16 protein-coding genes are annotated in these 21124 nt (G+C 67.7%); 7 read left to right on the forward strand and 9 right to left on the reverse strand.

Annotation, left to right across the window (positions count from 1 at the left end; translation table 11 throughout):
• Positions 1 to 60: 60 nt before the first annotated feature.
• Entirely contained in the window at positions 61 to 6096 is a 6036-nt protein-coding gene (locus tag EJI00_RS01640; RefSeq protein ID WP_126745716.1) for an alpha-2-macroglobulin family protein, read from the reverse strand.
• Positions 6097 to 6246: 150 nt separating this feature from the next.
• Between EJI00_RS01640 and opgC the strand changes: the two genes are divergently transcribed.
• On the forward strand, positions 6247 to 7389 hold the full coding sequence (gene opgC, locus EJI00_RS01645; RefSeq protein ID WP_126745717.1) for an OpgC domain-containing protein: 1143 nt from the start codon (positions 6247 to 6249) through the stop codon (positions 7387 to 7389).
• Between the two features lie 6 nt (positions 7390 to 7395).
• On the opposite strand, the gene EJI00_RS01650 is transcribed toward opgC, so the two are convergent.
• On the reverse strand, positions 7396 to 8208 hold the full coding sequence (locus tag EJI00_RS01650) for an SGNH/GDSL hydrolase family protein (protein ID WP_126745813.1): 813 nt from the start codon (positions 8206 to 8208) through the stop codon (positions 7396 to 7398).
• A 240-nt stretch (positions 8209 to 8448) separates the two neighbouring features.
• Here EJI00_RS01650 and EJI00_RS01655 point away from each other — a divergent pair, with 240 nt between their 5' ends.
• Both EJI00_RS01655 and EJI00_RS01660 read left to right on the forward strand, forming a co-directional pair.
• Complete coding sequence (locus EJI00_RS01655; RefSeq protein ID WP_126745718.1) at positions 8449 to 8985, forward strand: hypothetical protein; 537 nt, start codon at positions 8449 to 8451, stop codon at positions 8983 to 8985.
• A gap of 18 nt (positions 8986 to 9003) precedes the next feature.
• Complete coding sequence (locus EJI00_RS01660) at positions 9004 to 10305, forward strand: tetratricopeptide repeat protein (RefSeq protein WP_126745719.1); 1302 nt, start codon at positions 9004 to 9006, stop codon at positions 10303 to 10305.
• A gap of 16 nt (positions 10306 to 10321) precedes the next feature.
• On the opposite strand, the gene EJI00_RS01665 is transcribed toward EJI00_RS01660, so the two are convergent.
• Positions 10322 to 11797: a rhomboid family intramembrane serine protease gene (locus tag EJI00_RS01665; protein ID WP_126745720.1), complete on the reverse strand. Its 1476-nt coding sequence runs from the start codon at positions 11795 to 11797 to the stop codon at positions 10322 to 10324.
• A gap of 15 nt (positions 11798 to 11812) precedes the next feature.
• Positions 11813 to 13210, reverse strand: a complete 1398-nt coding sequence (gene argH / locus EJI00_RS01670) for an argininosuccinate lyase (RefSeq protein WP_126745721.1) — start codon at positions 13208 to 13210, stop codon at positions 11813 to 11815.
• Between the two features lie 22 nt (positions 13211 to 13232).
• On the opposite strand from argH, the gene EJI00_RS01675 reads away from it, so the two are divergent.
• Genes EJI00_RS01675 through EJI00_RS01685 form a run of 3 tightly spaced genes read left to right on the forward strand, consistent with a single transcriptional unit; the run spans position 13233 to position 16332 of the window.
• Positions 13233 to 14333, forward strand: coding sequence for a sensor histidine kinase (locus EJI00_RS01675; RefSeq protein WP_126745722.1), 1101 nt, complete (start codon positions 13233 to 13235; stop codon positions 14331 to 14333).
• Positions 14330 to 15076: a LytR/AlgR family response regulator transcription factor gene (locus EJI00_RS01680; RefSeq protein WP_126745723.1), complete on the forward strand. Its 747-nt coding sequence runs from the start codon at positions 14330 to 14332 to the stop codon at positions 15074 to 15076. Before EJI00_RS01675 ends, EJI00_RS01680 begins: the two co-directional genes overlap by 4 nt.
• The gene (locus tag EJI00_RS01685; RefSeq protein ID WP_126745724.1) at positions 15073 to 16332 is read left to right on the forward strand and encodes an AI-2E family transporter; all 1260 of its coding nucleotides are present in this window, start codon (positions 15073 to 15075) and stop codon (positions 16330 to 16332) included. The genes EJI00_RS01680 and EJI00_RS01685 overlap by 4 nt, the downstream gene beginning before the upstream one ends.
• A gap of 23 nt (positions 16333 to 16355) precedes the next feature.
• Here EJI00_RS01685 and EJI00_RS01690 read toward each other — a convergent pair whose 3' ends face one another.
• The 3 genes from EJI00_RS01690 to EJI00_RS01695 are packed head-to-tail and all read right to left on the reverse strand — an operon-like array spanning position 16356 to position 18122.
• On the reverse strand, positions 16356 to 17381 hold the full coding sequence (locus EJI00_RS01690) for an MFS transporter (RefSeq protein ID WP_260590416.1): 1026 nt from the start codon (positions 17379 to 17381) through the stop codon (positions 16356 to 16358).
• Complete coding sequence (locus tag EJI00_RS25305; RefSeq protein ID WP_260590417.1) at positions 17285 to 17611, reverse strand: hypothetical protein; 327 nt, start codon at positions 17609 to 17611, stop codon at positions 17285 to 17287. The genes EJI00_RS01690 and EJI00_RS25305 overlap by 97 nt, the downstream gene beginning before the upstream one ends.
• On the reverse strand, positions 17598 to 18122 hold the full coding sequence (locus EJI00_RS01695; protein ID WP_126745725.1) for a GNAT family N-acetyltransferase: 525 nt from the start codon (positions 18120 to 18122) through the stop codon (positions 17598 to 17600). Before EJI00_RS01695 ends, EJI00_RS25305 begins: the two co-directional genes overlap by 14 nt.
• Before the next feature lie 49 nt (positions 18123 to 18171).
• On the opposite strand from EJI00_RS01695, the gene EJI00_RS01700 reads away from it, so the two are divergent.
• Positions 18172 to 19137 carry a LysR family transcriptional regulator gene (locus EJI00_RS01700; RefSeq protein WP_126745726.1) on the forward strand — a complete coding sequence of 322 codons (966 nt, stop codon included), beginning with the start codon at positions 18172 to 18174 and terminating at the stop codon, positions 19135 to 19137.
• On the opposite strand, the gene EJI00_RS01705 is transcribed toward EJI00_RS01700, so the two are convergent.
• Together EJI00_RS01705 and EJI00_RS01710 are read right to left on the reverse strand one after the other, a co-directional pair.
• Positions 19109 to 20356 carry an MFS transporter gene (locus EJI00_RS01705; RefSeq protein WP_126745727.1) on the reverse strand — a complete coding sequence of 416 codons (1248 nt, stop codon included), beginning with the start codon at positions 20354 to 20356 and terminating at the stop codon, positions 19109 to 19111. The genes EJI00_RS01700 and EJI00_RS01705 overlap by 29 nt on opposite strands.
• Positions 20357 to 20553: 197 nt before the next feature.
• On the reverse strand, positions 20554 to 21093 hold the full coding sequence (locus EJI00_RS01710) for a hypothetical protein (protein WP_126745728.1): 540 nt from the start codon (positions 21091 to 21093) through the stop codon (positions 20554 to 20556).
• Between the last annotated feature and the right edge of the window lie 31 nt (positions 21094 to 21124).

The following is a 21124-nucleotide window of genomic DNA, read 5'->3' on the forward strand; positions in this document are numbered from 1 at the left end:
TCGGCGAATGCGGTGCTGTGCGTCACGCGCGTTCGCCGGTATTAACTGTCGCCCCGGCGCTTACTTCGCCGCCTCCACCTTCACCCGCGCATTCGGCGTCTCGCCGAACATCTCCGGCGCATACATCGCCTCGACGCGGCTCGGCGGCAGCGCGAAGTCGCCAACGTTGTTCAGGCGCACGGTGTATTCCATCTTCACCACGCCCTTGGGCAGGTACTCGTAGTAGCTGCGGAAGGCTTCGAAGCTGCGCTCTTCGAAAGCCGGCCAGCCGGCGCCCGACTTCTTCTCGCCTTGCGTGGCGATCTGCGAGTCGCGGCCGAGGCCGCTGCCCAGGATGGTGGCGCCGCCGGGAATCGGGTCGCTGATCACGACCCAGGTCATGTCGGCGCTGGCGTTCACCTCGATGCTCACGCGCAGCACGTCGCCGCGCGTGTACTTGCCCGCGGTGGCTTGCTCGACGGGCGTGATGGTCTTCTTGAGCGCGTAGCCGGCGGCAAAAGGCGCCTTCAGCTGCACGGCGGCAATCGACTGCATCGTGAGCCACGGCTTGCCGGTGCCTTGCTGCGTGACCAGCAGCGTGTCGCGCACCGGCGCACCCGAAGGCGATGCCGCCCAGGGCAGGAACATGGTGTTGTTCTTCAGGTTGCCCGGTGACGCGGGCGCGCCGAAGAAGGTGCTCTGGTTGGGGGCGCCGGCCGCATCGGTGGTCTTCACGCGATCGACCTTGCTCCAGTCGACCTGCGCCTTCGCGGCGCCGAGCGTGGCGGCGGTGATGCCCGCCACCGGCGTGCTTTCGAGCACCTTGGAGAACTTCTCGAGCGCGAGCCCGCCCCACAGGTTGGCGGTGGTGGTGTGCCAGGCGCCGTTCTGCTGGCGGCCGATGAAGCCGTTGGCGAGCTTGCCGATGTCGTCCTTCCACGCCGGGTCGTCCATCACGCTCAGCAGCAGCCGCGCAGTGTTGACGTCGCCGTTGGTCATGAGCCACCACCAGTAGTCGTCCTGTTCGGTGCTGAAGATGAGCTTGGTGCCCTGGTACGACAGGCGCGCCTTCAGCACGTTGTTGGCCTCGTCGAGGCGCTGCTGGCGCTGCGGCACGTCCTGCACGCGCTTGAGGATGTTGAGCCAGTCGATCACGGCGCTGGTGGGCCACTGGTTCGGCGCAATGGTGATGCTGCCGAGCATGCTGCCCTTGGCCGTGCCGTAGCGCGACAGCGCCTCCAGCGCGGCAAGCTTGCGCACGTCCAGGTCCTTGCGCGGACTCCAGAATTCGCGCTGGATGCGGCCTTCGACAAAAGCGATGAGGCCCGACTCCATCGGTGCACGCACGTCGTCAGGCAGCGCGAAGGCGGGGTTCAGCGCCGCGGCCTCGTGCGTTGCCGCCAGCAGGTACGACGTGAGAATGTCGCTGCCGCGGTTGGCTTCGCCGTCGCGCGGCGGAAAGTAGTTGGCCAGGCCGTCGCTGTCCAGGTAGGTCGGCAGCTGGGCCAGCACGCCTTGCCACATCTTCGCGTCGCGCAGGCCGACCGATTTGCTGGTCTTCTGCTCGAGGCAGATGAACGGGTAGTTCGCAAACCAGTCGCGCACGCCGGGCAGGCCTTCGGCAAGCTTGGGCTGCAAGGCGAGCTTGAGGCCGCCGCGGCCGGGCAGGGCGTCGGCGGGTGGTGCCACGTCGATGGTGAAGGGCCCGTCGAGCTGCACCAGCGTGGCCTGCTGCACCGTGAGCGGCACCGAGGGCACGATACGCTGGCGCACCTTGAGCGCATCGCGCGCGCCGCCCAGCGTGTCCTTGGCCTCGATCTCCCACAGGATGGCTTCGGCGCGCGTCTGCGCGAGCTGCGCGGGCGCGGTCACGGTCCAGGCCACTTCGCGTGCTTCGCCGGCCGGAATGTCGACGGTTTGCGTCTCGAGCGTGAGCAGCGTGGCGCGCGGCGTGGCTTCCACCTTCATCGGCTTCTGCGTGGTGTTGCGCAGCGTGATCTGGGCGCGGAACTGGTCGTCCTCGCGCACCAGCGGCGGCAGGCCGCTGATGATCTGCAGGTCTTGCGTGGCCTGGATGCTGGTCTGGCCCGTGCCGAAGAGGCTGGTGCCCGAATCGGCCACGGCCACGATCTTGAAGGTGGTGAGCGCATCGTTGAGCGGCACCGTCACCACGGCCTGGCCGTTGGCGTCGAGCACCACCTTCGGGTTCCACAGCAACAGCGTGTCGAGCAGTTCGCGCGTCTGGCCCTTGCCGCCGCCGCCGCCTGCGGGCACGGCCTTGCGTCCGTAGTGGCGCCGGCCGACGATTTCCATCTGCGCGGTGGAGGTGGAGACGCCCCAGCTGCGCCGCTGCAGCATGGCGTTGAGCAGGTTCCAGCTGTCGTTGGGCATGAGCTCCAGCAGGGCCTGGTCGACCGCGGCCAAGGCCACTTCGGCGCCGGCCGCGGGTTTGCCGTCGGGCAGCTTGGCGGAGATGGTGATCTGCGCCTTGCCACGCACGGGGTAGCTGGGCTTGTCGCTGGTTACTGTCACGTCGATCTGGTGCGCGCGCGTGCCGACGCGGATCTCGGCCATGCCCAGGCGATAGGCGGGCTTGCTCAGGTCGACCATCGCGGTGGGCGCGACGTATTCCTTGCCTTCGTACCAGAAGGCCGTCCACCATTCGCGCGGTGCTTTGAAGCCCCAGGTGAAGAAGCTGTACCACGGCACTTCGCGCAGGCGGCCGCGCAGGGCGAGCACGCTCACGTAGGCGTTTGGTCCCCATTCGGGCTTGACCTGCAGGCTCACGGTCGGGTCCTTGCCGTTGAGCTGGACCACGTGCGTTTCGATGATGCCCTCGCGTTCCACCGACACCAGCGCGGTGGCAAAGCGGAAGGGGCTGCGCACCTGGAACTTGGCGATTTCGCCGGGCTGGTAGCTCTTCTTCTCGGGCAGCACGTCGATGCGGTCGTTGTCCTCGCCGCCGAACCAGAGTTCGCCTTGCTTGGTCACGTACACCGAGCTGGCGGCGCGGCTGTCGCGGCCTTCACTGTCGGTGGCGCTGGCCACCAGCTCGACTTCGCCGGCTTCCTTCAGCTCGGATTCGCACAGCAGCAGGCCGCGTGCGTCGCTCTTGCCGCTGCAGACGGTACCGATGTCCTTGGTGTCGGTCTTGTTGTCGTAGGTGTAGAAACCGCCCACCATGCGCTTGCGGCTGGTGGTGGTGATGCGCGCCACGGCGCGCACGTTGAGCGTCACGCCGGCCTGGGGCTTGCCCGAAAGGTCGAGTGCCAGCGCCTGGTACTTGAGCTTCTGGCTGGTGGAAACCCAGCCCTCGGTCTTGATGCCGGCAATCACCGAGGCGGGCCACAGCGTCTGCGTGCTGCGGATGGTCTGCACCTCGCCGTTCGGGTCGGCGTAGGTGGCTTCGAGCAGCAGCTCGCGCGCGGCCTTGACCTTGGGCACCTTGTCGATCGTGACCTTGCCGGCGCCGTCCTTGTTGAGCGTGAGCGGCAGCTTGTCGGCGATCACGCGGGTGTCGCTGGCGCTGTTGATGTCTTCCTCTCCGCCCGCAGCATCGGCGGCGGGCGCGGCCGCCTGCGCACCGTCGGCTTGCACGCGCGGCGGGTTGAAGCTGAAGGCGTCGTGGTCGGCAAAGCTCAGGCTCTTGCCGCGCATCATGGCCGACACGCGCACCGGCAGGTTGGCGGCGCCGCCGCCGGCCACGTAGTTGATCTGCACGTCGGCCGGCACCGAGACCACGCTCACCAGCGGTTTCTTGTCGGTGGGCGCAATGCGGCCTTCGAGCACGGGCAGGCGGAACTCCTCGACGCGGAACAGGCCGGTGGAGAAGCTGCGGTTGTAGTCGCTGTCGCCGCCTTCGCCGCCCTCGCCATCGGATTCGCCGCTGTTGGCGTCCTTGCCCTTGCCGGTACGCAGCATGACCTCGTACACGCCGAGCTTGGCGGCCGGCGGAATGGCAAAGGTGTTTTCCGCGCTCAGGCCGCCGGTCGGCGTCTTGCGCCAGGCAAGCGGCTGCGTAAAGCGCTGGCCGCTGCCGGTGTGGGTCACCACCAGCGTGTCCGGCCGGTTTTCGGGCAGGCCGAAACCCTTGCTGGTCTGGGTGCGGATCAGGTGCTTCATCGACACCGTTTCGCCGGCGCGCAGCAGCGTGCGGTCGAAGATGGTGTGGGCCACGCGGTCGGGCTCGGCCTGCAGGCTGGTGGGCACATTGAAGCGCCAGGGCTCGATGCCGCGCTGCCAGTCGCTCCAGGTGAAAGCCAGGTCTTCAATGCCCTTGTCGTCCTTGGCGCGCGCGCTGACGAACCACGCGCCCGTGTTGTATTCGTCAGGCCCGTTGCAGCTGGGCGCGTCGGGCGCGATGCCGGTCAGGTTGACGATGCCGTTGGCGTCGGTCTTGCCGGTTGCGACGGCGGTGCCGCGGCAATCGGACACGCGCACTTCGGCATTCGGCACCACCTTGCCCTTGTCGAGCGTGGTGACCCAGGCCATCGAGTTCTCGCGGCCGAGCTTGAAATGCACGGCCAGGTTGGTGGCCAGCGCGGTGGTGCGCACGTACATCGTGCGGCTTGCGCCGTAGCGCTCGTCGAGCAGCGCGTCGCCGAGCTTCTGCGAGGCAATTTCGAGCACGTGGAAGCCGGGCGTCAGCGGAATGCCGATGACTTCGAAGGGGCGCGGATCGCCGCTCTCGGCCTTGGGCATGTCGAGCGCCTTCACGCCGGGCTGGCCCGCCAGAAGAGACAGCATGCGGGTCTGAATGCGGGTGCGCTCGTTGGTCTCGATGACTGCGGGCAGCGCGCCCTTGATGTCCTTGCGCGCCTGCTCGCGGCTCACCGTGTACTCGTCGTAGCGGCGCACCTTGCGGAACCACGCGATGATTTCCGCGTCGGTCTTCGGATTCATGTCGCTGACCTTGCCGGGCGTGAGCGCCTGCACCATGAGCGCGGGTTCCACGCGGCGCACGGTCACCGGCATCATGGCCGGCGTGCCGGGTTCGGCCAGCCGCTCGACCACGCCGAAAGGCGAGGCGGCGAACTTGGCCAGGGGCGGCATGGCGCCGGTCGCCACGTCCAGCGGAAAGCTGCCGGGCGAAGCCAGCGGCCGGCCCGATGCGTCTTCGAACTTGGCGGGCAGCTCGACCGTGTACTTGGTGTCTTCGGCAAGCGGCGGGGCGAAGCTCGCGGCGCTGACGACATCGTCTTCGCTGGGTGTGCCGCCGTCGTTCTCGAGCGTGGCGGCAATCGATTTGCCGGCGCCCTTGAGCTGGATCTGCGAAGCCATCTTGCGCGTGACCGGCGCATTGAACTGCAGCTGCATCGGCCGCAGCGGCAGGCAGGCGGCTTGCGCGTTCTCGCGCTCGCAGGTGAAAGACACCGCAAACGGCTCGCGCACCTGAAAGCTCAGGCGGCGCTCCACGTTGTTGGCCACACCCGAGGGCGTGGCCACGCCCTTGCCGTAGACGATCTGCACCTTGCTGCCGGGCGTGAGCGTGCGGTTGCACTGCAGCGCAATGAAGCGCAGCGGCTCTTTCGCGGCCTCCTGGTCGCGGCCAAAAGCCTTGAGGAGGCCGGCGCGCTGCTCGCCTTCGAGCAGCCTGACGGGAATGCGCTCGCCAATGCCCTCGGCCGCGCACCAGACGTTCTGGCGCACGCTCTCGACCGTCGCCCCACCGTTGAGCTCGAGCACGAACATCTGCTGCTCGTCGATGCGCCCGTAGCTCCCGGGCATGAAATTGCGCACGAACGGGCCGCCGCTATTAAATTGATAGCGCTCCGGGCCGGTCAGTTCACCGCCGGCACTCGGCTTGAAGGTGGAGATTCGCGTAACGGTGCAGCGCACGCCGGGCGGCAGGTCGTTCTCGAAGTCGAAGACCCATTGCTTGGCATCGGTCCAGCGGCCCGTTCCCTTGCCCGCACGGGCGTCGGTGCAGCTCACCGTGAGCGGCGCGGGTGCCTTCGGGTCGCCGAAATTGACGGCGGTCTGGTCGAACTTGGCGACGATCTGGCGCACGCGCGCCACCTCGCCTTGCGGCGTCAGGCTGGTGATCTGCAGGGCATGGCCCGGGCCGGCAAAAAAAGCGCTGCCGGCCAAAAGCAACGCTGGAATGGTTCTTTTCAATTTTTTCTCCGCCTTGAAGCACCGCGCAGCGTAGCCGATTTGAAAGGCGGTTCGGCAGTGCCAAGAGTCATATGCCGTGGCTGTCTTCATACAATCGGCACTGTCGTGCGTGCGCCGCGCGGACCGCCACCAAGACCTCGCCGCCGACCGATGAAACGCTACTGGGAAATAGACGCCTTGCGCGGGCTGATGCTCGTGCTGATGACCGTCACCCATTTGCCGACGCGGCTGACCGATCCGCTGGGCCAGCCCTTCGGCTTTGTTTCGGCGGCGGAAGGCTTCGTGCTGCTGTCGGCTTTCGTCGCCGGCCTGGTCTACAGCCGCATCGGCTACGTGCGCGGCGTCGATTCGATGCGCCAGGCCTTCTGGCGGCGCGTGCTCAAGGTGTACCTGTGCCAGGCGGCGATCCTGCTGTTTCTGTTCACGGTGATTGCCGCACTCGGGCTGCACATCGACCAGCCGGCGGTGAAGAACCTGGTGTCGTACTACCTCGCGGAGCCGCGCGACGGCTTCCTGTTCGGGCTGCTGCTCATCTACGAACCGGCGCTGCTCGACATCCTGCCGATGTACATCTTCTTCATGTTGATGAGCCCCTGGGTGCTGGCCTTTGCCATGCGCCACGGCTGGACGCCGGTCATGGCCGCCAGCGTCGCCGTGTGGGCCATGGCGCAGTTCGGCATCAGCGAATGGATTTATGCGCTGGCCGTGCGTTACCTGGGTATTTCGGTGCCGTTCCATGAAATGGGCGCTTTCAACAGCTACGCGTGGCAGTTCCTCTGGTTTGCGGGACTGTGCATGGGTGCGAGCCGCAATTTGCCCGATGCGCGGCCGATGCGTTTTCCGGCCTGGCTGTGGATGCCCGCGCTGGCCATTGCGCTCTATGGCTTCTGGTGGCGCCACCATGGCATCAACGGCCAGGCGCCCTTTGGGGGCGACGTGGAGCTGAACCTGCTGTTCGACAAATGGCAACTGGGGCCGCTGCGCCTCGTCAACCTGGTGGCGCTGGGCATCCTGGCGGTGCGTTTCGGGCCGTGGTTCATGCGCAAGATTCCGCGCCTGCATTGGCTCGAGGCCATGGGCGCGGCCTCGCTGCCGGTGTTCTGCGCGCACCTGGTGGCGGTGCTGCTGGTGCTGGCTTTCTACGGCGACAGCCAGACCGCGCGGCCGTGGTGGGGCGACGGCTTGCTGCTGCTGGCGGTGTTCGCGGGGATGTACGCGGTGGCGCGCTTCACGCGCGGCGCCGATGTGCCGCCGCCAGCGGACGATGTGCCTACGGAGCCTGCGCGGGCCTGAGAGCGGTCAGGGCAGGGCAGACGCCGCGGCCGGCGCCGATGTCGGCGTGGGTGCCGTCGCAGGTGCCGGCGCTGCCGCCGCAACGGCTCCCGGCAGGCGCGCCGCGATGACCGACTGCCAGAGCCGGTAGCCCTCGTCCGTCATGTGCAGCCTGTCGCTGCGGAACAGTTCCGGCCGCGGCCGGCCGTCCGCGCCGAGCATGGGCGTGAAAACGTCGATGTATTCGCTGTCGGGCAGCCGGTTGAGGTAGGCCGCGATCACGTTGTTGGTTTCGCGGACCAGCGGCAGCAGGTGCTCGCGCGAGGGGCTCGGCTTGACGGAGATGAAGCTGATGCGCGTGTTCGGCAGCTCGGCGCGCACCGTGTTGGCAAAACGCGCAAAGCTTTCGAGCACCTGCAGCGGCGTGCGGCCTTCGGCCAGGTCGTTGTCGCCGGCGTACACCAGCACCTGCCGCGGCTTGTAGCGCACCACCAGGTCGCGCGCGAACAGGCTGCAGTCGGCCATGGTCGAGCCGCCGAAGCCGCGGTTGACGACGCCCGGCACCTGGCGGAAATCCTGCGCGAGGCTCTTCCACATGCGCACGGTGGAACTGCCCACGAACACCACGCCGCCGGGCGCCGGAAATTGCTGCTGGTCGGCTCGCGAGAAGGCCGCGAGCTCGTTGTGCCAGCGCGCCTTGGCCGCAAGGTATTCGGAGGAGGTGGAGGCATCCGCCGCCGTGCTGTCCAGCGACTCATAGGGGAGGACGGCAGTGTGGTTCTGGGCGTGCGAGGCGAGTGCCGCGGTCAGCAGCAAGGCCGCGGCCAGCGCGGTTTTCATCGAAGGCATCGGAAGTCGGAGCGCAAATCGGACCGTTTTTGTTCAATCGGGAGCGGGCAGTGGGCGCGGTTTCACCCGGGTGCCGTCTTCGGATTGTGGGGCATGAAATACCGGGCCGGCCACTCTTCCGACGCGCCGCCGGAGCGCCTTGCCGGCCTCGCTCCCCGCTCCCAGGAAACATTCGGCAACGTATACTGCCCCGCAAAATCGGAGCGGAGCGCACAAGCGTGCGGGTGGGGAATGAAGCAAATTGCGATCGTTGTCGCGCTCTGCGTGGGCGCGTGGTACTTCTTCATCGGCGGGCGCAAGCTCGACGAATCGATGGTGCGCACGTACTACGAGAAAGAGGCGCACGCCATCTATTCGCGTGACGCGGACAAGCTGTGCAAGCAACTCAGCAAGAAGGTCGTCATCCAGAGCAAGACGGTGATGATGGGCCGCACCACCGAAACCAGCAGCGACCGCGAACAGGCCTGCGACTCGTTGCGCAAGACTTTCAAGATGTTCGAGTCGGTGGGCGAGCGCATGGGCGGCATTCTCACCATCGAGTACGAGTACCACATCGACAGCATCGAGGTGGCGAGCGACCGCAAGAGCGCTACCGTCGAAGGCACCAGCGTGCTGAAGATGGGCGAGACGGCCATGCAGTTCAAGAGCACTTTCACGCAGCGGCTGGAGCGCGAGCTGGGCCAGATGCGGCTGGTGCGCGGCGACGACGTGACCGTGGTGCGCATGGGCGGGCGCGGCGCCATGAGCCAGAGCGACTTCTTCAAGTAAGCGCGGAGCGTCGCCACCATGCTCGTCAACGACTCGCTGCCGCCCCCGCCGCCGTTCTGGCACCGCCTCAACAGCTTCTTTGCGTTTCCGTTCCAGTTGCGGCCGTTGATGTACGGCCTGGTGCTCGCGTTTTGCAGCCTGCTGTTCGAGGCCATTCCTTTTCTGCATCCCGGCCTGTCGCTGATCGTGATCGAACTGGGCATCGTGCTGGCGGCCAGCCGCTATGGCTTCAAGGTGACCGCGCTTGGCTCGCGGGGCATCTGGCGTTCCGAAGATTTTCCGCGCGAACTCAATGAGGACTGGGTCAACCTGCCGTGGAAGCTGTTTGCTATTTCAGTGGTGCAGGGCGCGCTGATCGGCTGGCTGGCCTGGTACGAGCCGGTGCTGGGCACTGTCGCGGTGTTCGTGGTGTCGTTCACCTTTCCGGCCGCCGTGATCGTGCTGGTGCAGTCGGGCAGCTTCTTCCAGGCCATGAACCCCGGCCACGTGATGGATGCGATGCGCATCATCGGCTGGCCCTACGCACTGCTGTGCTTCTTCCTGTTTCTCTTGAGCGCGGGCGCCCAGGTTGCCATCGACATGCTGCTGCCGATGATCGACGGCCTCATTGTGCTGCCGATCGCCAATTTCGCGTTCATCTACTTCGGCTGGGTGATGGCCAGCCTGCTGGGCTACGTGATGTACCAGCACCACGACGCTTTCGGCATCGACCTGCTGCCCGGCGGCGGGGTGGACGACGGCGCGCCGGTGGACCGCCGCACGCCCGAGCAGATTGCCGCGCAGCGCACCGATGCCGAGGTGGCACAGCTGGTGACCGACGGCGACGTGGCCGGCGCGCTGGGCGTGGCCTACGAGGCGCAGCGCGTGGCATCGTCCGACGACCTGGCGGCGCAGCGCCGCTACCACCGCGTGCTGCTGCTCATGCCCGACAAGGCTTCCACCTTGCTCGACCACGCGCGCCGCTACATTCCGCTGCTGCTGGGGCGCGACCTGGCGTCCGAGGCGCTCAAGGTCTTCAGGGCCTGCCGCGAGAAGGACAAGGCTTTTGCGCTCGACGACGCGCCCACGGTCGTGACGCTTGCAAAAGCCGAATGGCGCAACGGCGATGCGCATGCCGCGCTCGCGCTGCTGTCGGGTTTCGACCGGCGCTTTCGCGGCCATGCGGCCATTCCGCAAGCCTACGAACTGGCGGCCAGGGTGCTGGTGCAGGGGCTGGGCCGCGCCGACATGGCGCAGCCGATTCTGAAGACGCTGGAATCGCGCTTTCCGGACAGCGAGCAGACGCAGGAAGTGCGCTGGCTGCTCCGTCCGGCAGCCTAGGCGGCCGCCAGCCTGTTCAGGCGCGCTCGAGGGCGCGCGTCACCATGTCGTTGGGCGCAAGCCGCAGCAGATGCGGCAGCCAGCCCTTGGCCATCTCGCGCTCGCCGGCATGCAGCAATCCGTTGGCACAGGCCGACAGGGTATCGGCCAGTTCCGGATGGTCGGGCGCGGTCTTCAGCAGCACGCGGCACAGCTTGTCGGCGTCCTGGAACTGGCGCACGCGCGTGAAGCGGCGCGCAAGCCGGGCCATGTCGTCGGGCTTCAGGCGCGCGCCGGGCTTGGCCTGGTCGAGGTAGGTGGTGTAGCTGGCGTGCTGCAGCGCCAGGGTGTCGGGATCGGTGGCGGGCAGGCGGAAGATGCGGCGCGCGGCCTGGTGAAAGTCTTCGCTCGCGGGCTGCAGCCGCGCGGTGTTGAACCAGGCGCGCAGCGTATCGGTGTCGCCAGGTTGCAATGCGGCGGCGGCGCGCCATTCGGCGGCGGCGGCCTCGAACTTCATGGCGGCGCCCAGCCGCCGCGCCGCGGCCACGTGGCCGTTGAACTCCTCGTCGCCGTTCGATTGTTCCGACGCCACGGTCTCCGGCGTCTTCACCCGGTTCAGCGCCATGGCGCAGGCCATCAGTGCCGCGCCCGCCAGAAGGCCGCCCAGGTGCGCCATGTAGGCGATGCCCTGGCCGCCTACCGCGTGCTGGAGCAGTTCGTTGGCAATCCACGCCGGCAGCAGCAGCAGTGCCGGCGCCGTGACGTAGTTGAAATAGAAGAACAGCTGGTAGAAGAACCGGATGCGCCGCAGCCGGTACATCACCGCGTACATGCCCATCAGCGCCGACACCGCGCCCGAGGCGCCGAACCCGTAGCTGCCCTTGCCCGCATAGGCCCAGTCGGCCAGCACCGAAGCGCCCACCGCACCCAGGATGTAGAAGCTCAGGTAGGTGCCGCGGCCCAGTGCCAGCTCGACCGAAAAGCCGAACAGGAAGAGGAACAGCATGTTGCCCAGCAGGTGCCCGGTGCTGCCGTGCAGGAAGGCGGCGGTGACCCAGGTCCAGGGCTTGAACTCCGCGTCCTTGGTGTAGTCCTGCGCCCATCGTTCGGTGAACGGCGCGGGCTGCATCGATTCGTATTGCTGGCGGTCGCGCTTCCACTCGGCGTACCGAGGGTTGGCGGGCGTGATCACGCCGTCTGAGCGCAGCTTTTGCAGGAACGCTTTTTCCTGCTGCATGCCGTCGAGCAGTGGCCCTGTCTGCTTGCGGGCCAGCAGCCGCTGGGCGGCCTTGGCACGGGGCGAGCGCGTTTCCTCGAGCCAGGCCACGAAGGGCGGCAGCTCCAGCTCGGGCAGCACGCTCTGCGCGTAATAGTGGGCCGCGCGTTCGTCGGCCTTTTCTTCACTGCGCTGCGGCCCCCAGAACACGATCATGTTCACGAGGATCAGCAGCACCGTCATCCACGGTGGATTGCGCCAGCTCGGTTTGTTCTCGAGCGGGATGGCGTAGAACAAGTGGCGCCTTGAAGGTCAGGCAAGCCGTGCACGATGGCGCGCGATTTGCGCCTTGACCTGCGCCGGCGCGGTGCCGCCCAGGATGTTGCGCGCATTGAGCGAGCCGCGCAGGCTCAGCACGTCGTACACGTCCTTCTCGATGTTCGGGTTGAACTGCTGCAGCACCGTCAGGGGCAGTTCCGCCAGGTCGACCTTGTGCGAAGTGGCGGCTTTCACGGCATGGGCCACGATTTCGTGCGCGTCGCGGAAGGGCAGGCCCTTCTTCACGAGGTAGTCGGCCAGGTCGGTGGCGGTGGCGTAGCCGCGCAGCGCGGCGGCCTCCATGGCCTCGGGCTTCACGGTGATGCCGCCGATCATCTCGGCGAAGATGCGCAGCGTGTCCTTGAGCGTGTCGACGGTGTCGAACAGCGGCTCCTTGTCTTCCTGGTTGTCCTTGTTGTAGGCCAGCGGCTGGCCCTTCATCAAGGTGATGAGCGCCATCAGGTGGCCGACCACGCGGCCGGTCTTGCCGCGCGCCAGCTCGGGCACGTCGGGGTTCTTCTTCTGCGGCATGATCGAAGAGCCGGTCGTGAAGCGGTCGGCGATCTGGATGAAGCCGAAGTTCTGGCTCATCCAGAGAATGAGTTCCTCGCTCATGCGGCTGATGTGCACCATGCACAGGCTGGCGGCGGCGGTGAACTCGATGGCGAAGTCGCGGTCGCTCACGGCGTCCAGGCTGTTCTGGCACACGCCGTCCATCTTCAGGGTCTTGGCCACCAGTTCGCGGTCGAGCGGGTAGCTGGTGCCGGCCAGCGCGGCGGCGCCCAGCGGCAGGCGGTTGACGCGCTTGCGCACGTCCTGCAGGCGCTCGGCGTCGCGGCTGAACATTTCCACGTAGGCCAGCATGTGGTGGCCAAAACTCACCGGCTGCGCCACCTGCAGGTGCGTGAAGCCGGGCAGGATGACGTCGACGTTCTTTTCGGCGATGTCCACCAGCGAGACTTGCAGTGCGACGAGCAGGTCGGCAATCAGGTCGATTTCGCCGCGCAGCCACAGGCGCACGTCGGTCGCGACCTGGTCGTTGCGGCTGCGGCCGGTGTGCAGGCGCTTGCCGGCGTCGCCCACGAGCTGGGTCAGCCGGGCCTCGATGTTCAGGTGCACGTCTTCGAGGTCGAGTTTCCACTCGAAGGCGCCCGATTCGATTTCAGCGCGGATCTGCGCCATCCCACGTTCGATTTCGGCGTGGTCCTGCTTGGCGATGATGCCCTGGGCGGCCAGCATGCCGGCATGCGCCAGCGAACCCTCGATATCGGCCTGCCACAGACGCTTGTCGAAGAACACGCTGGCGGTGTAGCGCTTCACGAGGTCGCTCATGGGTTCGGAGAACAGGGCCGACCAGGCTTCGGATTTCTTGTCGAGTTGGTTTTGGGTCATGGGAGCCGTTCGAGAGGCAATAATGGGTTGGTTACCCAATGTATCTGTGATGCGCAACCCGGCGATTTTATCGGCCACCTCCAACCCCACGCCTCCGTCCTCGCCGGAAAGAGGGCGTTTGCCTGCGCGCGGCGTTTCCGGGCTGTTCGACGCCTGCCAGATCGGCGTGGTTCTGCGCGCGGTGCTCTTCGTCGAGGCTCTGGTGGCGACCGCCACGCTCTTCGTATCGTCTTCCCCCGGGGAATGGCTGGTGCAGACCGCCACCGTCACGGGCGGCGCCTTGCCCGCCACCCTGTTGTGGCTGGTCGCCGCCTGCGGGCTCAAGAAGCCGCTCGGTCGCCTGCCGCGCCAGGCGCAGTACGCGGCGGGCGCAGTGCTGGGCGCCGTTTCGGCGCTCTACGGCTGCGGACTGCTGCGGCTCACCGGTGTTCTTGGCACGGCGCCGTGGCTCGCCAGCGCCGTGGCGGGCGCCTTCATCGCGGGCATGGTCATGGCGGCGATGGTGCTGCGCGCGCGCGGCCAGACGCCGGCCGCGATGACCGCCCGGCTCGAGGAACTGCAGTCGCGCATCCGCCCGCACTTTCTGTTCAACACGCTCAACAGCGCCATTGCCCTGGTGCGCGAGGAGCCCGCCAAGGCCGAGACCATGCTGGAAGACCTGGCCGAGCTGTTCCGCCAGGCGCTGGCCGACCCCGGCGAATCGGGCACGCTGGCCGACGAAATCGCGCTGGCCGAGCGCTACCTCGCCATCGAGCAGGTGCGCTTCGGCGACCGCCTGCGCATCCGGTGGGACCTCGACGCCGCGGCCAGCAGTGCGCGTCTGCCCCCGCTGCTGCTGCAGCCGCTGGTCGAGAACGCCATCAAGCACGGCGTGGAGCCCAGCCCCGAGGGCGCCAGGCTGCGCATCCGCACCGAGCGCCGGGGCGACGTGGTGGTGATCGAGGTGGTCAACAGCCTGCCGCCCCTGCGCTGGGCCGACGAGCCCTTGCCGCGTGGCCACGGCATTGCGCTGGCCAACGTGCGCGACCGGCTGCGGCTCTTGCACGACATGCAGATGCAGTTCAGCGCCGGCATGGACCAGAAGAACTACCGCGTGCGCATTGCCATTCCCGCCGAATCATGACCCTCAAGACCCTGATCGTCGACGACGAAACCCTTGCGCGCTCCCGGCTGCGCACCTTGCTGCGCGACTGCCGCTCGCCCGCGGCCGACGTGGTGGCCGAGGCGGCCCAGGGCGCCGAAGCGCAGCAACACCTGGCGAGCATGGCGATCGACCTGGTGCTGCTCGACGTCCACATGCCGGGTGTCGACGGCATCGAGGTGGCGCGCGCGCTGCACGAGCAGGCGGACGCGCCGGCCGTGGTGTTCGTCACAGCCCACGCGGCCCATGCGGTCACGGCCTTCGACCTCGATGCGGTCGACTACCTGACCAAGCCCGTGCGGGCCGAGCGCCTGCAGCAGGCGCTGCAGAAGGCCGAGCGTTTTCTGAAGGAGCGGCGGGTGCTGCAGGCGGGCGCCGTGCAGGAGAGCGTGCTCATTCAAGACCGGGGCCGCGCCGAGCGGGTGCCGCTTTCGGAGGTGCTTTACCTCAAGTCGGAATACAAGTACCTCACGGTGCGCACCGCCACGCGCAGCCACATCCTGGACGGTTCGCTGAACGAATTCGAAGAGCGGTACCCGGGGCGCTTTCTGCGCGTGCACCGCAATGCGCTGGTGGCGCGCGCAGCCATCCGCGCGCTGGAGAAATACGATGACGGGGAAGACGCCGAAGGCTGGGCCTTGCGGCTCGACGCGATTCCCGAACCCGTCGCGGTTTCGCGGCGGCAACTGGCTGCAGTGCGCGAAGTGCTGAAGGAAGCCCGATGACCGACGACAAGAAAACCGCCGACGAGACAACGGCAGCAGGACAGCCTCCGCCCGAGGCTGCCGAAACTCCGCCCGAACTGCCCCCCGAGCCCGCGGCGGCGCCCGCGCCGCAGGCCGCCGCCCCCGAGCCTGAACCGGAGCCCGAACCCCAGCGCATGCTGCTGCATATGCCGGTCGACGTGCGCAGCGCTTCGCTGGTGGTGCTTGCGGTGCTGGCCGGTGTCTTCGCGTTGCGATGGGCTTCGGCGGTCTTCATTCCGCTGATGGTGAGCTTGCTGCTGAGCTATGCGCTCTCGCCCCTGGTCGACCGGCTGGAGCACTGGAAGGTGCCGCGCTGGATCGGTGCGACGGTGATCCTGCTGGGCTTGACCGGCGGCCTGGGCTGGACGGGCTATTCGCTGTCGGGCAGCGCCTCGGAGCTGCTCGATTCGTTGCCGGTTGCGGCGCAAAAGCTGCGGCAGGCCACGCGCAGCAACAAGAGCGCCACCGCCACGCCGCTCGACAGCGTGCAGCAGGCCGCCGCGCAGCTCGAACGCGCGGCCGAGGAAAATTCGGCCCGCGTTGCGGCCCGCAAGGGCGTGGCGCGTGTCGTCATCGAGCGGCCGGCCTTCAACGTGCGCGAGTACCTGTGGAGCGGCACGGTCGGGTTGCTGGCCGCCGCGGGGCAGTTCACGCTGGTGATCTTTCTGACCTTCTTTGCGCTGTGCTCGGGCAACACGTTCCGGCGTAAGCTGATCAAGATCACCGGCCCCAGCCTCGAAAAGAAAAAGATCACCGTGCATGTGCTGGACGACATCACGCGCAACATCGAGCGCTACCTGCTGGTGCAGATACTCACCAGCGTGCTGGTCGGCGTGGCCACGGGTCTCGCGTTCTGGGGGCTGGGGCTGGAGAACGCGGCCGTGTGGGGCATTGTTGCGGCGGTGACCAACCTCATTCCGTACATCGGCTCCGTCATCGTCATGGGCGCCGCGGGGCTGGTGGCCTTCTTGCAGTTCAACACGCTTGAAATGGGGCTGCTGGTGGCCGGCACGTCGCTGCTCATCCACACCCTGGTGGGCAACCTGCTGCTGCCGTGGCTCACCAGCCGCACCAGCCGAATGAACCCGGTGGCGGTGTTCGTCGGCGTGATCTTCTGGGGCTGGCTCTGGGGCGTGTGGGGGCTGCTGCTGGGCATTCCCATCACCATGGTGGTCAAGTCGATCTGCGACCGGGTGGAAGACCTGCAGCCGATCGGGGAGCTTCTGGGCGACTAGGAGGCTTGCGCCGCACGAGGGCTTCAGCCAGACCGGGCACGGGCCTGGTTCAGCCTGGAGAAGCGCACGATCATCCACGGCCCCAGCAGCGCGCCGAGCCCGACCGAGCTCCATGCCGCGACCCAGCCGTAGGTGCTGCCGAAGCCGAAGTGCGACTGTCCCCAGTCCAGCGCCAGGCCGAACACCCAGGGGCTCAAGGCACCGGCGCCGAAGCCCATCACCGAGCGCACCGAGTACGCCACGCCCAGGCGGTGCGGCGCCACCACGTCGGCCAGCGCGGTCGAATAGACCGACGAGTCGGCGATGGCAAGCAGGCTGTAGATGGCGGCCATCGCGGCCAGCAGCCACAGCGGCCAGGTCCACATCCAGCCGAAGCTGAACGACATGCAAAGGCTGGCCACCGTGGCGACCATCATGATTCGCGCACGGCCGAACCGGTCGGATGCGGCGCCGCCCGCGATGCTGCCGAACACGCTCACCAGGTGCGCCAGCGCCGCCAGTGCGATGCCCGCGCCTTGCCACCGAGCACTGCCGCCCGCGGAGGCAACGAGATAGGCGGGCAGCCACGCCCACAGGGCCATCAGCTCCCAGCAATGGAATGCATAGGCCCAGTTGCCGGCCATCGCGGGCTTGTCGCGCACCGTTTCGCGCAGTGCATGCCAGGCGCCTTCGCGCGGCGTGCCGGCACTGGCGGGCGGCGCGGGCGGGCGCATGCGCCGCAGCGCGGGCAGCGTCAGCAATGCACCCGCCAAGGTGCAGCCCGCCGCCACGAACAGCCCGAGCCGCCAGTGCTGCACATGGCTCAACACCGCCACCACTGCGAGCGACAAGGCATAGCCCATCGACGCCGCGCCGAGAAACAGCCCCATCGCGCGGCCGCGCACGGCGGGTTCGGTGTTGCGTGCCAGGAGCTGCAGGCCCGGCGTGTACGAGGCGCCAGCGCACAACCCCGTCAGGCCGTAGAGCAGCATGGCCGAACGATGGTCGTGCGCGAAGACCGCGAAAGCCGCTGCAGCGAATGCACTGATGATGCTGCCGACAAGGAACACGCGATGCGGGCCGAAGCATCGGCCAGCAGGCCCACCGCGAACAGCGAGCTCATGTAGCCGATGTGCCAGGCGCTCTGGATCGAACCTGCCTGCGCGGCCGTCATGTGCCAGTCGGCCATCATGAACGGCAGCACGCCGGAGTAGGCGGTGACGATCATTGCCTGCAGCAGCCGGCTCGCGCACAGCAGCGCCAGCCATCCGCGTGCGGGCGCTGCCTCAGCGCAGTGCACGTTGCATGAGCACGGTATCGACCCACTGCCCGAACTTGAAGCCCACGTTGCGCAGCACGCCCACCATCTCGAAGCCGAGGCTTTCATGCAGGCGCTGCGATCCGGCATTGGCGCTGTTGCCGACCACCGCGACCATCTGCGTGAAGCCGCCATCGGTGCAGCGCCCGATCACCGCCTGAAGCAGCGCCTTGCCGATACCGTGGCCCTGCATGCCTTGCGCGACGTAGACCGAATCCTCCACCGTGTGGCGGTACGCGGACCGGCTGCGGTAGGGGCTTGCATAGGCATAGCCGGCCACCTCGCCGTCCTTCATTGCCACAAGGTAGGGCAGGCCGCGCGCAAGCACGTCGGCACGCCGCGCCTGCATCTGCTGGACGGTGGGAACCTCTTCCTCGAAGGAGCACAGGTCGTGAAGCACGTAGTGGCTGTAGATGGCCTGCACCGCCGGCATATGGTGCGGTTCGGCGCCGAGGATCTCCAAGGAGGTGGAGGCGAAGGTCTGTGGAGGCATGCCCCGGATCTTGACGGCCTTTACCGGATAAGTGAAGCTTGGCCAGCCTATGCAAAGCATAAGGAATACTTTGGAAAAGACATTGAACCTCGACCAGCTGAAGTCCTTCGGGCTGGTCATTGAAACCGGCAGCTTCTCCGCCGCGGCCGACAGGCTCGGCCTCACGCAGCCCGCGGTGAGCCTGCAGATCCGCCAGCTGGAGCGCAAGCTGGCCGTGCGCCTGGTGGAGCGCGTGGGCAGGCAGGCCAAGGCCACGCCCGCCGGTGCGGCACTGCTGCTGCACGCCCAGCACATCGAGACGGCGGTGGAGAACGCCATCGACGCGTTGGCGGACCACACCAGCGGCGTGACGGGCCGCGTCCGGCTGGGTACCGGCGCAACGGCCTGCCTTTATTTCCTGCCGGGCTTGCTGCGCGGCTTGCGTGAGCAGTTCCCGGCGCTCGGCATCGTGGTGAGCACCGGCAATACCGACGACCAGGTCCGCAAGGTGGAAGAAAACAGCATCGACCTCGCGCTGGTCACGCTGCCGGCGGCGGGCCGCTCGCTGAGCGTGCTGCCGGTGCTCGACGACGAGTTCGTCGCCATCGGCCGCGGCGATCTCGCGCCGCTGAAAGCCTGCGTCGGGCCTGCCGACCTGGCCGCGCTGCCGCTGGTGCTGTTCGAGCCCGCGGCCAACACGCGCAAGCTGGTCGACCGGTGGTTTGCCGCCGAAGGCCTGCAGCCGCAGCCCGTCATGGAGCTGGGCAGTGTCGAGGCCATGAAGGAGATGGTGGCCGCAGGGCTGGGCTACGGCATCGTGCCGCGCATGTCCATGGCGGGCCGCGGCGCGCACCCCGGGTTGAAGACAAGCCGGCTGAGCCCGGGCATGCACCGCACGCTGGCCGTCGTGATCCGGCGCGACAAGCCGGTCAGCAAGGCCCTGCGCGTGGTGCTCGATGCGATTCTTGCGGCGGGCAAGAAGGGGAGTTCGGCCGTTACTCCGGCCGTTACTCCGGTGAAAAGGCCGAAGACGTAGCCCGCGCCGCGCCGCCGGGTGCGCGGCCCAGCGTGCCGACGATGAGCGCGGCAACCAGCACCAGCGCGCCGCTGAGCACCATGGCGCTCGAGATGCCGTAGTTGTCGACCGTGACGCCGCCGATCAGCGCGCCCGAGGCAATGGCCACCTGGAAGCCGCTCACCAGCAGTGCCTGGCCGGCTTCGGGTGCATCGGGCACGGCTTCCATCATCCAGCCTGTGAGCGCCACCGGGATCAGGCCGAAGGCCACGCCCCAGATAAAGACCACCACCGCGCCGGCCACGAAGCCGCGGCCGATCACTGTCGAAAGCAGCAGCGCCGTCGCCAGCATCAGCGCCGCGAGCAGGGTGGTGCCGCGCACGCTGCGCGCCACCAGGCTACCGCCCAGGAATGTGCCGATGAAGCCCACGGCGCCGTACACCAGCAGCAGCGTGGAGACGGAGTGCGGCGCCAGGCCGAACACCTGCTGCAACAGCGGCTTCAGGTAGGTGTAGGCGGCGAAATGGCCGGCAATGAAGAACAGCACGGCCAGCAGGCCGACCTGCGCCATGCGGCGCGTCAACGGTGTGAGCAGGTCGCGTGCGCCGATGGCGCGCACCGGCGGTATTGCAGGCAACAGCCACAGCTGCACCAGCAGCACGACCGCGGCAAGCGCGCCGGTCACCGCGAACGAGGCGCGCCAGCCGAACAGCGTTCCAAGCAGGGAACCGGCGGGCACGCCGAGCACCGTGGCCGCGGACACGCCCGCCAGCACCAGCGACATGGCCCGCGCCTTCGAGGCTTGCGGCACCAGCTGGGTGGCTGCCGCGGGTGCAAAGGTCCAGAAACCGCCCACGCACAGGCCCAGCATGAGCCGCGCAACCAGCATGGTCGCGAAGTTGGGCGCAAAGGCCGCCAGCAGGTTCGATGCGATCAGCAGCGTGGTGAGCGCGATCAGCACGGTCCGCCGGTCCAGGCGGCCCGAAGCGACGATGAGCCCGGGTCCTGCAAGAGCGGCAAGGACGCCGGGCATGGTGATCATGAGCCCCGCCGTGCCGTCCGACACATTGAGCCCACGGGCGATGTCGGTCAGAAGACCGATGGGCATGAACTCGGTCGAAACCATTGCAAAGGTGCCGACGGCAATCGAGCTGACGGCCAGCCAGGCCGAGCGGGTCGTCTTGACCGGTTCGGGCGACAGATCGTCGATGCAGGGGTTGCTGCTGGGTGAATTCATCATGGGATGGTCCTGGAGTCGCACCGGCCAAAAAAGCGCGCGCCGATGCGTTTTGTTGCGAAAGGCCGTCCAGTGTCGAAGCGGATGGGCTCTTCACCAAGGGCCTTGCCGGCAGTAGTCAGTTTCCCGGCGGCGAACAATCGACCCTTTGCCGTTCTCGCCCTGCCTGGCACCGGTCGCACCAGTGCCTTGCAGTGCTGCTAGGCGGCCGCCGGGCGAAGCTGCAGAACCCGCCCGTCGGCGATGAAAGAGTCGCCCACAAGCACACGAAAGGTCGCACCCTCGGGGAATCGTGCGTTCGCAATGTCTGGCGTCAACAACTCGACGTCGAGCGCATGCGGCTTTCCGCGTTCGAGCTGTTCGCCCTGCGGCACAAACCAGCGCGCGGAAAAGCCTTCGTTGCCGATCACCAGCGCGCAGCGGTATTCGCCGGCGGCCAGCGGCACGTCGTGCGAAGGCAGCGCCGGCGGGCGCAGCGTGAGTTCTACCCGAAGGTGCGGCATGAACGCGCGCGCCGTGTCGAAGCTCGCGGGCTCGGCCGACGGTGCGCGCCGCGGCAGCTTGCCGATGAGCCAGGCAATGACGTTGCCGATGATGGGCACCCACAGCACCATCAGCAGCGTGCCGATATCGCGCGTGGTCGAGCCCGGTGTTGCGTAGTGCCGCACGACGGCGCCGCCGACGGCCACGCAGAGCAGGATGGCGACGATGAGCTTGCGGCGGGACTGGATGGTGGTCATGAAGGAAGGAGGCTGTTGGCGGCGAGTGCCC

The organism is Variovorax sp. DXTD-1 (genome assembly GCF_003984625.1).
Classification (GTDB): domain Bacteria; phylum Pseudomonadota; class Gammaproteobacteria; order Burkholderiales; family Burkholderiaceae_C; genus Variovorax.

Excerpts from the sequence above, each read along its gene's own strand:
- EJI00_RS01685 (WP_126745724.1), top strand. The coding sequence starts at position 15,073 with ATGACCGACGACAAGAAAACCGCCGACGAGACAACGGCAGCAGGACAG.
- EJI00_RS01655 (WP_126745718.1), top strand. The coding sequence starts at position 8,449 with ATGAAGCAAATTGCGATCGTTGTCGCGCTCTGCGTGGGCGCGTGGTAC.
- argH (WP_126745721.1), bottom strand. The coding sequence starts at position 13,210 with ATGACCCAAAACCAACTCGACAAGAAATCCGAAGCCTGGTCGGCCCTG.
- EJI00_RS01650 (WP_126745813.1), bottom strand. The coding sequence starts at position 8,208 with ATGAAAACCGCGCTGGCCGCGGCCTTGCTGCTGACCGCGGCACTCGCC.
- EJI00_RS01710 (WP_126745728.1), bottom strand. The coding sequence starts at position 21,093 with ATGACCACCATCCAGTCCCGCCGCAAGCTCATCGTCGCCATCCTGCTC.
- EJI00_RS01660 (WP_126745719.1), top strand. The coding sequence starts at position 9,004 with ATGCTCGTCAACGACTCGCTGCCGCCCCCGCCGCCGTTCTGGCACCGC.
- EJI00_RS01675 (WP_126745722.1), top strand. The coding sequence starts at position 13,233 with ATGGGTTGGTTACCCAATGTATCTGTGATGCGCAACCCGGCGATTTTA.
- EJI00_RS01695 (WP_126745725.1), bottom strand. The coding sequence starts at position 18,122 with ATGCCTCCACAGACCTTCGCCTCCACCTCCTTGGAGATCCTCGGCGCC.
- EJI00_RS01700 (WP_126745726.1), top strand. The coding sequence starts at position 18,172 with ATGCAAAGCATAAGGAATACTTTGGAAAAGACATTGAACCTCGACCAG.
- opgC (WP_126745717.1), top strand. The coding sequence starts at position 6,247 with ATGAAACGCTACTGGGAAATAGACGCCTTGCGCGGGCTGATGCTCGTG.
- EJI00_RS01680 (WP_126745723.1), top strand. The coding sequence starts at position 14,330 with ATGACCCTCAAGACCCTGATCGTCGACGACGAAACCCTTGCGCGCTCC.
- EJI00_RS01705 (WP_126745727.1), bottom strand. The coding sequence starts at position 20,356 with ATGATGAATTCACCCAGCAGCAACCCCTGCATCGACGATCTGTCGCCC.